Genomic DNA, 13,167 nt, shown 5'->3' on the forward strand with positions numbered 1-13,167 from the left:
GGTTGGGGTGACACGGTGACATGACGTCCGAATCGGACCGCTGGTACGACGACGCGGCAGGGCCGGTGGTACGGCCCTACGCGATGACCCGCGGGCGTACGAGCCACGCGGCCGAGGCGAAGCTCGACCTGATCGCCCTGGTGGTGTCGCTGACCGAGGACGGCGACACCGATCTCGAAGCCGACCGCACGCTGTCGCCCGAGCAGATCGACATCGTCCACCTGTGTCGGGAGCAGGCCACCTCGGTCGCCGAGCTGGCCGCCGAGGTCGACCTGCCGGTCGGCGTGGTGCGGGTGCTCATCGGGGACCTGCTGGAGGCCGGGCATGTGACGGTCCACCAGCCGGTGCCGCCCGCCGAGCTGCCCGACGAGAGCATCCTGCGCGAGGTCATCAACGGCCTGCGGGCGCTGTAGCGCCCGCAGGGTCCCGCCCCGCCCCCGCCCCCCAGCACCCCCCCCCCCCTTCCCCCCCCCCCCCCCCCCCCCCCCCCCCCCCCCCCCCCCCCCCCCCCCCCCCCCCCCCCCCCACACCCCCCCCCCCCCCCCCCCCCCCCCCCCCCCCCCCGCCCGGGGGGGCGTCTCGGGGGCCCCCACCCCCGGGAGAGGGAAAAAACCCCCCCCCCCAGGCCCCCCGCCCCCCGCGGCCCCGGGGGGGCCCCCCGCCCCGCCGCAACGGTCGGGCGCTCCCGCCGCACCACCCTTACTCGGCCGCGAACTCGCCGTCCACGACCCCACCGTGGAACGCGGCCCACTCGCCCGCCGTGAACACGAGCGCGGGCCCGTGCCCTTGGTCCTTGCTGTCGCGCAACGCGACCCGCCCGTCACCGAGAAAGGCGACTTCGACGCACTGCCCGTTGTTCGCCGAGCGGCTGGACTTGCGCCACACCGCCCCGACCAGGTCGGAACTCTTCACTGCCCTAGCTCCCTTGTTGCTTGCTGAAGGAGGCGCTTTGTTCCCTCGCGGTTCAGGCAACGGCCCCAAACCGCCTCACTGTTGAGAGGAAACGGAGCACCGTGAACGACCCCGACGGCCGGGCCGTGGTGCAAGAACATGCGGCAGAGCCGCTACGTCGGACCAGGTGATCAAGCTGTGCAGCCATGGTCTCCCGGCCACCGACCGAGGCGATGCAGGACGGCTTCGTTGAGGGCCACCTCCATGCTAAGCGGCGTGGTCGCCGGGTCAGCAGCGCTTGCCGGGCAATCCGCACATGCACCCGCCGCTTGATCTCCTCGTCCGCGCCGCCGGGGTTGTCCTCGCGGATCAACGTGCATGCGTGGTCCGGCGTCCGGCTCGCCGCCGCCCCACAATCCTCGACGCGGAAGGCGGGCGCGGCCTCTGCTCGTACGAGAGGCCGGGCCTGGCGAAGACCCGCTCGCCGTGTAGCCGCCTGCCGTACTCTTCGGCAGTAAAGCCCGTATTTGCACAGGGCCGTTGGAAGCCCATCGGGAGGAGATCGCATGCAGGACTCTTCGGACTCGACGAAGACCCCCGAGCCCGAGGAGGAAGGCGGGAGCGATACCGCCGACTCACGTGCCGAGGACTCTCCGGAGGCGTCGACGGACCTGGTGGAGGTGCGACCGGGAATTGCCGTCGCCCTTGGTGCGGTCCCGGCGGAACTAGCGGCGGAACTCAAGCTCGACCCGCTGGACATGGGCCTTTTGGCGCCCGGTGACCGTACTCGTCTTTCGGCTGCCCTCGCCTCGATCGGTAACGCGGCGACCCTGGGCGGCAACCTCGCGAACGCCTTCGCCAACGTGGAGGGCGTCTACCAGATCGGGCACACGGCGCAGGCGCTGCTGAACGCCGGCGGAACGCTTGCCGTCAAGGACGGGGCAAATCTCGGAGCGGTCTTCATGGACGGCCGCATAGTCCACCAGGTTCGCTGGCATCGCGTGACTCGAGCGAACGCTGCGGATTCCGCGGCCGGAATCGGCCCGGCACTCGCCATGATCGCCCTCCAGGCGATGCTGACCCAGGTCACGGGCCTTGTCCGGACCAACATCGCGCTGACAAGCGAAGTCCTCACGGCCGTGCGCCAAGAGCAGTGGGCCGAGGTGACGGGACTTGTCGACACCGTCGATCGCGCACTCAGCCGCGCGCGGGAACTTCAATCGGTCACGACGACCGAGTGGGAGAAGGTCGCGTCCAAAGAGGACGCCCTGCGTAAGCAGCGTGAAACGTACCGGCTGCACGTCGGCGAGCACATCCGGCATCTCGGTCAGCTCGACGCTCAAGGCCGCCGTCAATACCTGGAGATCAACGCCAAGACGATCGTCTTCGACGCCTACGCCCTGTTGGCCTCGCTCAAAGCGTGGACCGGATACCAGACGCTCCATGCCGCGCGTGCGAGACTCGTTGGAAGCGAGGAGGGCGACGAGGCGCGGCTCGTCGAGATCATCGAGCGCGAGACCGCCGAGGAGTTCAACTCCGCGCTCGCTGAGACCACGCGCCTTGTTGACTCGCTGGCACGGGAGTTGCGCATCATCGCTGAACTCCCGGGCCCCGCCGCACTGCCCCTGCTGGGGAAGTGGAAGGACGCGAAGAAGGCCCGTTCCGCCGGCGCCCTCCTGCTGGAGGCGATCCGGCCCCTTGCCGACGCCCTTCATCCGCCGGCCGCCGAGTTGGCGGCGCCCGGCGTCCTCTGTGCGCCCAAGTCATGGAGTCCCAAGCGTTATCTGCGCATCCTGCAGTGGTTTATGGAGGAGGGTGAGATCCTTCGGGCTCTTGGCCTCGACGCCCCCGACCGGATCGGTGCGATCCTCGACGGCGCAAAGGAGAAGGTGGCGCCGGCGATCGACAAGGCGGCGGCGAGGAATTTGGTGGCGGTCACGGATCGCCGCATCATCACCGCCAAGTCGAACGCGTTCCTCGGGCAGGGCGAGATCGGTCAGGAGATACCCCTCGACCGCGTGCGCTACGTACGAGCTCCGGCCGCACGGGACGCGAGCGGACGCGCGGTGATCGACCTCATCACGTCCGAGGAGAACATCCGGTGGCTCTTCGACCCCGATGTCGACAGCGCGGAGGTCGCGGCGCTCGCCGCCGTGCTGGCCGAGTCGATGAACCTTCCTGACGAGGAACGGATCCGGCTCCAACAGCCGCTGCACGCCTCGCTGGACGCGGGCACGAGGGACTCCAGCACCGGTCCCGACCCCCTGGACCGGCCCGGACCCGAGGCGCTGACCGGTGTGGCGGAGTAGGACTCGGGGGCGAGGTGACCGTGTGACAGCGCAGGTGTCTTTCAAGGCCGCGCTCAGGGACATCGTCGGACCCGCGGCGCGCGCCGGGGGATTCAAGGGCTCGGGGCGCCCTGGCGATCGGTGAACCGGGAGGGCAACTGGCGGTCGTGACGGTGCAATCGTTCTCGTCGAGCACGGCCGAGGCTCTGCTGATCGCCGAGGACGGCCCCAGTGCCCGGTTGGACGAGCTTGTGGACCACGCGACAGCGAACGCCGTCCCCACGCAGAAGGCGAACGCCGAAAGGTTCGCGGCGTGGTCCCGCTTCCGCGCGGGGCGGGCGAGGTGAAGCCCGCGGCGGCAAACCGGAACTGACCAGGTCGGTCCGTTTCCCGCACCAGGCGGGTCGAGGGTGTCGTGGGGGCGTGGGTCGGTGTGAGGCGGTGCCGTGCTGCGGGAAAGGCATTCCGGTGTTCCGTCGGAACGGGAATACCGGTGTCCGGTTCTCAAGGAATTTCCCCTTCCGGGTCGTCCGCTTTCCCTGGAATTATGAATTCCACTGCTGGGGCCCGGCCTTTGGCTGGAAACCGCCTGTCGGATAATCGACGCCCCGTGATTGCGTAACGCCGGACAGATCAACCAGAGGGGGGAAATGAAGACTCGTACACGAACCGTCACCGCATTGACCGCAGCCCTGGTGGCGACCGCCGCGCTGACCGTCGGCGTCGGGGCCACGAGCGCGTCCGCGTCCTCGCCGTGCTCGCACGTCGCGGTGTCGGACAAGTCCAACGGGGTGGTGGAAACGGTGCGCACGGGTGCGCTCGCGCACCTGGAACCCGCGGGGGAGTGCACGGACAGCGCCAGCATCAAGGGCCTCGTGAAGCTCAACGCCTGGTGCTACACCTACAACTACTACGGCAACTACTGGGTGAACGTCGGCACCGGCCGGTGGATATACGCCGCGGACTATCTGGTCCTGGTGTCCGGCACGGTCAACCACTGCTGACGGTGGTTTCCCGTTACACCGATGGGCCGGCGGGGTTCCTCCCCGCCGGCCCGCTCGGCAACCCGCCGAATTCACCGGGTCCGCCGTGCGCCCACCCGGCGGCAGTTGGGCGCGCGGGCGGGAAATTCGGCAGCGCCGGGCCGGCCGGGCGTGGGACGGTGGCGGGATGAACGAGTCGCCCCAGCCCCTGTTGTCCGCTCGGCGCGGGCAGGTGATCGTCCTGACCGGGCCGCCCGGGGCCGGAAAGAGCACCGTCGCGCGGCTGTTGGCGGATCGGCTCGAACCCAGCGTGCACCTGCACAGCGATGACTTTTGGCAGTACATCAAGCGGGGCCGGGTCGCGCCCTACCTGCCCGAGGCGCACCGGCAGAACGAGGTCGTGCTCCAGGTGCTGGTCTCCGCAGCGTTCGGTTACGCGGCGGGCGGCTACCAGGTGATCTGCGACGGCATCGTCGGCCCCTGGTTCATCGACCTCTTCCGCACGACGGCCCACGAGCAGGCCCTGCCACTGAGCTACGTCATCCTCCGCCCGGACGAGCGCACCATCCTGGACCGGGCGACCACCCGTACCGGCGACGACGCCCTCACCGACCCCGAGCCGATCCGCTCCCTGCACCAGCAGTTCACCGACCTCGGCAGCTATGAGCCCCACGCCCTGGACTCCACCGCCCTGACCTCCGAGGCGACCGCCGCCACCGTCCTCCAAGGCGTGGAGCGCGGCGCCTATCTCCTCAACCCGGCCGACTCGATCACGTAACGTCCTCGCCGTGAACACCGGGCCGACGCCGCTTCGCGCGTATCGCGTCGTCCAGTAGGCGACTGATCACACGGCGGGTCGCAGAAGGCACCCCGGTTCTGTACCGCGAAAGCACGCCGGCCGCAGGGCGGGGTCAATTTCCCTGGATCTCGTCAATGAGCTGCCACACATCGCTGCTGGGGTTGCTCGCTGCGGGTGAATCATCGCCCAGATGCTTGGCTTCGAGTGCGAGCGCACGCTTCTTGGCCACGGCGAACCGTTCGGGGAGGGCGAGGGCTTTTAGCGCCGCCGCGGTGAGATTTTTATCGCAGCCCAGATGGCCGCGGGCGGCACGCTGTGCATCGTGACGTTCTATGTGTCCGGTCTGGTCCTGAAAGTGCCACAGGAACCACAGCTCCAAGCATGGGTTGGAGAACGCCGTTCGCACGCCGTGGTCCTGCGCAAGCTTGAAAGCCTCCGGCAGGAGGGGGTGTTCATCGCGGTCGAAAACGCACCAGATCTGGTCGTGGGCTCGTCCGCGCCCTCTCTTCTCCTCCCGGGCCTCTTGCTGCTTGACCCGGACGGCTTCCTCCACGAGGTGGAACGGCGTGCCGTGAACGGGAGAGAACTCGACATTCACGCGGTGCCGGTACCGGCGGTGCCAGTCGGTCAGGTACTGCTTTTCGGTAGCCTGGCCCTCCGCGATGACAAGCAAGCTCAGGCGTTGGGCGGAAACCGACGGGGTTCTACGTGGAGGGCCGGATTTGCCACGGCTCACGTGGGCCTGCCAGAGGTTGCGGGCGCGGTTGCGGCGGCGAAGTCCTCCGAGGACAGGATCGGAATCGCTCCGTAGCGCCCTGCTAGGTAGCGTCGGGCGATTGCCTCCTCCTTGCGCGGATCAAGGTCAGCAAGGGCGAACAGGTGCGTGTTGCCGTCACTGTACTTCTCCGTGAACCACACCTGGTCACGCCCGATCAGACGCTCGGTGACGGAGTCCCCCATCAAGGTCACGTCGTGGGAATTGAAGATGAGTTGGGCGTGACGCGGGTTGGTCTCCGGGTCCTGGAAGAGTTGGACCAGCTGGGAGACCAGCGCTGGATGCAGGCTCGCGTCAAGCTCATCAGCCAGGAGCACCGTTCCCTGGGCAAGGGCCTGAAGCACTGGACCGATGAGGCCAAACCATACAAGGGTGCCCAGCGACTCGTCGTCTGCGGTCATTTCGATGTCGTCGACGGCGCCTCGGTGGACCAGGTTCGAGTCGAGGGTTTCGAAGTCCAGAATGTCGGCTGGGCTGCTGTCATCGTCCTCGCGACCGGACAGGATACGGACGGCGCGCTGCATTCGCTCCTGCATCACCGGATCCATCTCATGCCGGTTGGCTCCGATGATTCCCAGGTCTGCTGCCTGTAGGAGGGCCAGGACTTGTGAACGGCGTGCCTCATCGTCGAGCAGCTGCCGAGTCACCGCCTGTCGGAAAGTCCTGGTGCGTGCATCTGCGAGTAGCAAGTTCCGCTCGAACCATGTGTAAAGCGGCAGGAGGTCCGGGTGGGCCGCCGACGCAGCTGTGGACAAAAACAGGGCATTCGGGCGCAGCAGCGCCTTAACCGCTTGCCCGCGGGCCCGGTTACCGGCTCCCAGTTCCACCTCGTCGCCGGTGCGATTGAATAGAAGCGCGGCGCGGCCGTGTGGGTATCGAGTAGCCCACTCGCTCACGACCCGCTGGTCGTCCACTACGAAGCCGTAGCCGTGACGGACGCCGTCCACCACCAGGTCGACCTCGAACCGGGATGGTGTCCGCCTTGCCTCTGGGTCCAAGAGGAACGGCCGCCGAGGGACTCCTCCGCCGGGGGAGCCCAGGCGGAAGGACTGCAAGACGAGTTCCCGCATGTCGGCCATGGCCCTGAGTATGTTCGACTTGCCGGAGGCGTTGGCACCGTAGATGCACGCGACCGGCAGGACACCGATGGTCCGGCCGCCCGATCGCCAGACCACCCTTCGCACCACTGGCTTCTCGGCCAGGCTTGTGGCAAGCAGGGACAACTCCCAGTCACCACGGAAGGACCGGACGTTCTCTGCCTGGAATGACAGAAGGACCGAAGCGTTCAGTGACTCATCGACCTTGTCCACACGGCAATATTTGCAGGAAACCTGCGCTATATCAAGCATGATGCCAGGTGGTAACCCATCTGGAGGACGTGGCCTGATCTTTCGCCGAGGCCGCACCCCCGGCTGGCCCCCGCTCTCGTGCCACGCGCCCCGGGCGCAGTCCTCGTGGCTCCGAGATCGACAGGGGCGGTGCCGCGGCCACGTCGTCGATGTCGATGGCCCTGGTCCGCGCGTGCAATTCACCCCCGCTGTGCGCAAGATGGGTTCGTGGCTCGGACGCCACTCCGTGGCGTTTGCGGGCGGACGGAAGGGAAATCATGAACTTTCGCAGGATCTGGAGTGCGGTCGGCGCTGGTCTCGTGCTCGCGGGGAGTGCCGTACTCGGTGCGGCCGGAACCGCCCAGGCCGACTTCGGTAGTTGGGATAATTTCTACGGAATCGGGTCAAACTGGCACTGTTCCGGAACGGCCGGTATCGACGAAGAGCCCGGCTTGCTTGCGCAGGAGTGCATTGTCGTCAGCGGCACCAACTACCAGGCGGTCACCGTGGTCAGGGCTTCCCAGGCGGGCAACTACCACATCGACACCATCAGTATTTTGTCCGGACAAGCTCAGTATGACGCGTACTGTGCAGGCGTCATTGCGGCGGGCACGGACAAGGCGTGCTTCACGCCGACAAAGGCCGGTGCCGCCGGACATTCTGTGCAGGGTCTGGCGAAGGGTCCCCAGTACTCCCTGCTGTGGTCGCCGTCCGTCACGCTCGGCTGACGTTTCGAGAGGCCCGCACCTGCGCACCCGGATACGGGTCCGCGGCCGAACATGTATCCGGACCGGAGGTCATAAGGTGGGGCCGTGGGCTACCGGAGGATGGGTGTCGAGGCGCGGCGGGCGCAGTTGCTCGGGGCGGCGGTCGACCTGTTCGGGCATCGGCGGCCGGAGGATGTGTCGATCGATGACGTGGCCGCCGCCGCGGGGGTGTCCAGGCCGCTGGTGTACCGGTATTTCCCCGGCGGGAAGCAGCAGTTGTACGAGGCCGCCGTGCTGGGGGCCGCCGAGGAGCTGATCGGGCGGTTCGCGGTGCCCGCGGAGGGGCCGCCCACCGGGCGGCTGGCCTCGGCGCTGGACCGCTACCTCGCGTACGTCGAGGAGCACGCGCCGGCGTACGGGGCGCTGCTGGGCGGCGGCAGTGTCGCCGAGACGAGCCGGACGGACGCGATCGTGGACGGGGTGCGGCGGCGGGCGGCGGAGCAGGTGCTCGCGCATCTGGGGGTCAGCGCGCCGGGGCCGCGGCTGGCGATGATGGTGCGGTCGTGGATCGCCTGCGTCGAGGCGGTCTCCCTCATCTGGATCGACGAGGGCCGCGAGCCGCCGCGCGGGGAGCTGCGGGACTGGCTCGTGGACCACTTCACCGGGCTGCTGCTGGTCACCGCGACCACCGACCCGGAGGCCGCCGAGGCCGCCGCCCGCGCGCTGCCGCAGGAGACCGCGGACAGCCCGGCCGGCGCGCTGCTGGCCCGCCTGGCCGCCCTCGCCCCGGCCACCGCGCACCTGCTCGACCCGACGGCGACCAAGCCGTAACGTTCCGCCAGCCGCCGGCCGCCGGCCGTCCCGCACTCAGCGCCGCCGCGTCCGGCGCCGCCAGGGCCTCCTCACGCCGGCAGCGGCATGAGACCCGACGCCCGCCACACCCGGCGGCTCGGCCCGCGGATGAGCCCGATCTCGTCGAAGAAGTCCGTCAGCCGCTTCGCCGACTGCCGCATCACGTCCTGCCGGTGCGGGCTCGCCAGTGCCGCCGCGACCGCCTCCTTCGGGTCGAGGCCGACCTCGGCGTAGACCCGCGGGCTGATCAGCGAGCGCGAGATCACCCGCGCGGCCTGCGCGGACGTCAGCCGGGTGAACTCGATCTCCCAGCGCGGCGCCGTCGCCATCTGGCGGCGCAGCTCCTCGCGGGCATAGCGGATGTGCCGGGCCTCCTCCACCACGTGGATACGGGTGATGCCGCGGGTCAGCGTCTGCACCCGCTCGTCCGGGAAGGTCAGCCGCTGCATCCAGTCCAGGATCTCCTCGGCCAGCAGCGTCCCCGTGAAGGAACCCGGCGTCGTGGAGACGGTCTTGAGGATCCGCCCGAGCTGCCGGTCCAGCCGGCTCGGCCGGTACGCCGGCGTGCCCATCTTCGTCACCGCGCGGGCGAACATCTTGGAGTGCCGGCACTCGTCGGCTATCTCGGTGAGCGCGTAGCGGACATGCCCGCTGGTCGGGTCGAGGTCGTAGGTGTGGCGCAGCAGCAGCTGCATGAGGATGGTCTCGAACCACACCCCGATCGCGCACAGCGACGCGGCCTCGTGGCGGCTCAGCTCCATCCGCTGCTCGTCGCCCATCCGCCGCCACAGCGGCGTGTCGTAGAGCGAGAGCAGCTCGGGCGGCCAGAACCAGCGGCCCTCCTCGAAGGGGGCGTCCCAGTCGAGCTCCTTGTCGGGGTCGAAGGAGTGCTTCGCGGACGCCGCGAGCAGGCGTTCCGCGGTCTTCTCGCGGTCGGTCAGTGTGGCGTCCATGGCGAACATGCCTCCGGTGCACGAGGGTTACCAGCGGTACGCCTCTTATGAGACTCTGTGTCAACAAGGCCGTCAAGCCCCTGTGCGCGAACGATTGGGCAGGCCATGGCAGCGAACGAGCCAAAGGGCGCGCCGGTGTCGAAAGGGAGAGCACGCGGAGGTTCCGAGGAACGAGGAACGAGGAACCGAGCATGGTCGACCGTCGACACCGGATAGAAGCGCCCGGAGGCGAGTGAGCGGGAAAAAGGGGAGCCGCGTATGTCCACCGAAGGCCGCTACACCACACCGCCCGCCGAGTGGACGTGGGAGGTGCCCGCGCAGGGCGCGGCCCGCTTCACGTGGGAGTACGACGACGGCCGCGACCGGCTGCTGGCGCTGTACCAGAAGGGCAAGGACAAGCAGTGGGACGCCGTACGGCGGATCGACTGGGACCTGGAGGTCGATCCGTACGACCCGCTCGGCACCCCGGACGAGGCGATGGCCCTGTACGGCACCCGCTACTGGGACGCGATGTCCGCCGCGGACCGGGGGCGCTTGCGGCAGCACTACACCGCCTGGCAGTTCAGCCAGTTCCTGCACGGCGAGCAGGGCGCCATGGTGTGCGCCGCCCGCATCGTGGAGTCCGCGCCCGACCTGGACGCGAAGTTCTACTCCGCGACGCAGACCATGGACGAGGCCCGGCACGCCGAGATCTACGGCCGCTTCCTGCACGACAAGATCGGCATGCTCTACCCGGTCGACGACAACCTCCAGGCGCTGCTCGGCGACACCCTGCGCGACGCGCGCTGGGACATGCCCTACCTCGGCATGCAGGTGCTCATCGAGGGCCTGGCGCTCGCCGCCTTCGGGATGATCCGCGACACCACCGACAAGCCGCTGCCCCGGCAGATCCTGGCCTACGTCATGCAGGACGAGGCCCGGCATGTCGCCTTCGGGCGGATGGCGCTGCGCGACTACTACCGGCAGCTCAGCGACGCCGAACTGCGCGAGCGCGAGGAGTTCGTGATCGAGGGCTGCTACCTGATGCGCGACCGGCTGCGCGGCCTTGAGGTGCTGGAGAACTTCGGCGTGCCGGCGGCCGAGGCCGCCAAGATCACCGAGCGGTCGCCGTTCCTGCACCTGTTCCGCAAGCTGCTGTTCTCCCGCATCGTGCCGTGCGTGAAGGACATCGGCCTGTGGGGGCCGCGGCTGCAGAAGGCGTACGTGGACCTCGGCGTCTTCGAGCTCGGCGACTCCAACCTGGACCTGCTCATGACGCAGGACGAGGAGGTCGCCGAGCGGCTGGACGCCGAGCGCTTCGCGGCCGAGGAACAGGCACGGGTGGCCGAAGTCACCGAAACCATCACCCAGGGGGCGGATACGTAGCAGCTGGATCGTACGCTTGTCCGATGACGAACGAGGGGCCCATATCGCGGCGTGCCGCCCGCCGGGCCAGGGCGCGCCGCCGGCGCCGCAGGAACGCGGCCGTGGGCCTTTCCGTGCTGGTGCTCGCCGCCGCGGTCACCGCGTGGGCCGGCTACGGGCGCGGGGGCAGCCCGGCCGCGGCGTCCGGGCCGCACTCCGCCACGACCCCGGCGCAGAAACCTTCCGCCACCGCCGGGACCGGCACCCCGGCCGGCACCGCGGCCCCGAAAGAGCCGCCCGGCACCCTCACCCTCGCCTTCGCCGGCGACGTCCACTTCACCGACCGCACCGCGAACCGCCTGCGCACCGACCCCGCCCTCGGCCCCCTGGCGCAGCAGCTCACCGCCGCCGACTTCGCGATGGTCAACCTGGAGACCGCGATCACCACCCGCGGCACCCCGCAGCCGAAGAAGTACCACTTCCGCACCACCCCCGACGCCCTCGGCGCCCTCCAGCGCTCCGGGATCGACGCCGTCACCATGGCCAACAACCACGCCGTCGACTACGGCCCGCAGGGGCTGACCGACAGCCTCGCCGCCCAGCGCACCTCCCCGATACCCGTCGTCGGCATCGGCCCCGACGACACCGCCGCCTACCGCCCGTACGTCACCACGATCAACGGCGTACGCCTCGCCGTCGTCGCCGCCAGCCAGGTGCAGGACTACACCAACCAGGTCTTCCGCGCCGGCCCCGGCAAGCCCGGCATCGCCTCCGCGCTGGACCGCGCCGAGCTGCTGAAAGCCGTGCGCGCCGCCAAGCGGGAGGCCGATGTCGTCGTGGTCTACCTGCACTGGGGCACCGAGGGCCGCAGCTGCCCCGGCCCCGAGCAGAAATCCATCGCCGCGGACCTCTCGCAGGCCGGCGCCACCGCCGTCGTCGGCACCCACGCCCACGTCATGCTCGGCTCCGGCATGCTCGGCCCCACATACGTCGCCTACGGCTTCGGCAACTTCCTCTGGTACGGCTCCTCGCCCTACCCGCACTCCGACCAGACCGGCGTGACCACCCTCACCGTCACCGGCGGCAAGGTCACCAAGGCGGTCTTCACCCCCGCCCTGGTCGACGGCAACGGCGTACCGCAGCCGCAGACCGGCGCCGCCGGGCAGCAGATCGCCGACCGGTACGGGCAGTTGCGCACCTGCACGGGCCTGGCGACCGCTCCGCGCTGATATGTCCTGAACGTGTAACGACCCCCCGGCCGCGCCCCGCCGGCGGAACCGTACCGTGGACCCCCGCATCTATCCGTGCGCAGAGCCTGTACGGACGGTGGGTCCGCGGGCAAGGGTCGGCAGCGAACTGGGCGGGCGGTCACAGATCATGACGGGTTGGCGGATATCCGGCGGGCGCTTCTCGGCCCGGCTCAAGGCGGCGCCGCGCGCCGCGGCGATCGGCATCGCGGTCGCTGTCGTGGTGGTCGCCGCGCTGGTCTCCGCGCTCGTCGCGCCCGGCGGCGGCGGTGACGGCACCGCCGCGGCGGCCTCGGGCAAGAACCTCGGGCAGACCGGCAGCGCCACCCCGCACAGCCCCTCCGCCGCGCCCACGGTCACGCCGACCTCCGCGACCCCCGCCGTCCCGCCGGTGCCCGCCTCCATCCAGCACGCCACCGAGTCCGGCGGCAAGGCCGTCAACATCACCATCGACGACGGCCCCGACCCGATATGGACGCCCAAGGTCCTCGACGTGCTCAAGAAGCACCACGTGCACGCCACCTTCTGCATGATCGGCCCGCAGGCCCAGGCCAACCCGGCCCTGGTGCGCCGGGTGGTCGCCGAGGGGCACCGGCTGTGCGACCACACCGTCCACCACGACGAGGCGATGGACCACAAGCCGTTCGCGTACCAGCAGAAGGAGATCCTGGACGCGTACGCCATGATCGAGCAGGCGTCCGGCGGCGCGCCCGTGCGCTACTACCGGGCGCCCGGCGGCGCCTTCACGCCCGCGAGCCGGGAGCTGGCCGCGCAGCACGGCATGCGCCCGCTGGGCTGGAACGTCGACACCAAGGACTTCTCCCGGCCCGGCGTCGGCGCCATCGTCGGCACCGTCAAGGCCGAGATCCACAACGGGCCGACCATCCTCTTCCACGACGGCGGCGGCAACCGCTCGCAGACCGTCGAAGCGCTGGACCAGACGCTGACCTGGCTCGCCCAGCAGCACTACGCCACGAGCTTCCCCAAGGTCGACTGAGCC

At 69.7% G+C, this 13,167-nt stretch carries 14 protein-coding genes; 9 read left to right on the forward strand and 5 right to left on the reverse strand.

Going from position 1 to position 13,167, the window contains the following annotated elements; translation table 11 throughout:
• Window positions 1-20 precede the first annotated feature (20 nt).
• Window positions 21-413, forward strand: coding sequence for a DUF742 domain-containing protein (locus HCN08_RS10920; protein ID WP_167982775.1), 393 nt, complete (start codon window positions 21-23; stop codon window positions 411-413).
• 286 nt (window positions 414-699) lie between these two features.
• On the opposite strand, the gene HCN08_RS10925 is transcribed toward HCN08_RS10920, so the two are convergent.
• Entirely contained in the window at window positions 700-912 is a 213-nt protein-coding gene (locus tag HCN08_RS10925) for a DUF397 domain-containing protein (protein WP_167982776.1), read from the reverse strand.
• 52 nt (window positions 913-964) lie between these two features.
• Entirely contained in the window at window positions 965-1,459 is a 495-nt protein-coding gene (locus tag HCN08_RS36905; RefSeq protein ID WP_407648734.1) for a Scr1 family TA system antitoxin-like transcriptional regulator, read from the reverse strand.
• On the opposite strand from HCN08_RS36905, the gene HCN08_RS10930 reads away from it, so the two are divergent.
• From HCN08_RS10930 to HCN08_RS10940, 3 genes are all read left to right on the forward strand, one after another.
• Entirely contained in the window at window positions 1,458-3,200 is a 1,743-nt protein-coding gene (locus HCN08_RS10930) for a hypothetical protein (protein ID WP_206318617.1), read from the forward strand. The genes HCN08_RS36905 and HCN08_RS10930 overlap by 2 nt on opposite strands.
• Window positions 3,201-3,859: 659 nt before the next feature.
• Complete coding sequence (locus HCN08_RS10935) at window positions 3,860-4,183, forward strand: hypothetical protein (RefSeq protein ID WP_167982777.1); 324 nt, start codon at window positions 3,860-3,862, stop codon at window positions 4,181-4,183.
• Window positions 4,184-4,349: 166 nt separating this feature from the next.
• Window positions 4,350-4,940: an AAA family ATPase gene (locus HCN08_RS10940; protein WP_167982778.1), complete on the forward strand. Its 591-nt coding sequence runs from the start codon at window positions 4,350-4,352 to the stop codon at window positions 4,938-4,940.
• Between the two features lie 133 nt (window positions 4,941-5,073).
• Here HCN08_RS10940 and HCN08_RS10945 read toward each other — a convergent pair whose 3' ends face one another.
• On the reverse strand, window positions 5,074-5,634 hold the full coding sequence (locus tag HCN08_RS10945) for an RloB family protein (protein WP_167982779.1): 561 nt from the start codon (window positions 5,632-5,634) through the stop codon (window positions 5,074-5,076).
• A 59-nt stretch (window positions 5,635-5,693) separates the two neighbouring features.
• Window positions 5,694-7,046, reverse strand: a complete 1,353-nt coding sequence (locus HCN08_RS10950) for an AAA family ATPase (protein WP_167982780.1) — start codon at window positions 7,044-7,046, stop codon at window positions 5,694-5,696.
• A gap of 296 nt (window positions 7,047-7,342) precedes the next feature.
• Here HCN08_RS10950 and HCN08_RS10955 point away from each other — a divergent pair, with 296 nt between their 5' ends.
• Together HCN08_RS10955 and HCN08_RS10960 are read left to right on the forward strand one after the other, a co-directional pair.
• Complete coding sequence (locus HCN08_RS10955; protein ID WP_167982781.1) at window positions 7,343-7,792, forward strand: hypothetical protein; 450 nt, start codon at window positions 7,343-7,345, stop codon at window positions 7,790-7,792.
• 99 nt (window positions 7,793-7,891) lie between these two features.
• Window positions 7,892-8,602: a TetR/AcrR family transcriptional regulator gene (locus tag HCN08_RS10960; protein WP_167982871.1), complete on the forward strand. Its 711-nt coding sequence runs from the start codon at window positions 7,892-7,894 to the stop codon at window positions 8,600-8,602.
• 71 nt (window positions 8,603-8,673) lie between these two features.
• On the opposite strand, the gene HCN08_RS10965 is transcribed toward HCN08_RS10960, so the two are convergent.
• The gene (locus HCN08_RS10965) at window positions 8,674-9,576 is read right to left on the reverse strand and encodes an AurF N-oxygenase family protein (protein WP_407648735.1); all 903 of its coding nucleotides are present in this window, start codon (window positions 9,574-9,576) and stop codon (window positions 8,674-8,676) included.
• A gap of 258 nt (window positions 9,577-9,834) precedes the next feature.
• Between HCN08_RS10965 and HCN08_RS10970 the strand changes: the two genes are divergently transcribed.
• From HCN08_RS10970 to HCN08_RS10980, 3 genes are all read left to right on the forward strand, one after another.
• Window positions 9,835-10,941, forward strand: a complete 1,107-nt coding sequence (locus HCN08_RS10970; protein WP_167982783.1) for a ferritin-like domain-containing protein — start codon at window positions 9,835-9,837, stop codon at window positions 10,939-10,941.
• Between the two features lie 23 nt (window positions 10,942-10,964).
• Entirely contained in the window at window positions 10,965-12,149 is a 1,185-nt protein-coding gene (locus HCN08_RS10975) for a CapA family protein (protein WP_167982784.1), read from the forward strand.
• Window positions 12,150-12,297: 148 nt separating this feature from the next.
• On the forward strand, window positions 12,298-13,164 hold the full coding sequence (locus HCN08_RS10980; protein WP_167982785.1) for a polysaccharide deacetylase family protein: 867 nt from the start codon (window positions 12,298-12,300) through the stop codon (window positions 13,162-13,164).
• The last annotated feature ends 3 nt before the right edge of the window (window positions 13,165-13,167 follow it).

It is taken from the genome of Actinacidiphila epipremni, assembly GCF_012034175.1.
Taxonomy (GTDB): Bacteria; Actinomycetota; Actinomycetes; order Streptomycetales; family Streptomycetaceae; genus Actinacidiphila; species Actinacidiphila epipremni.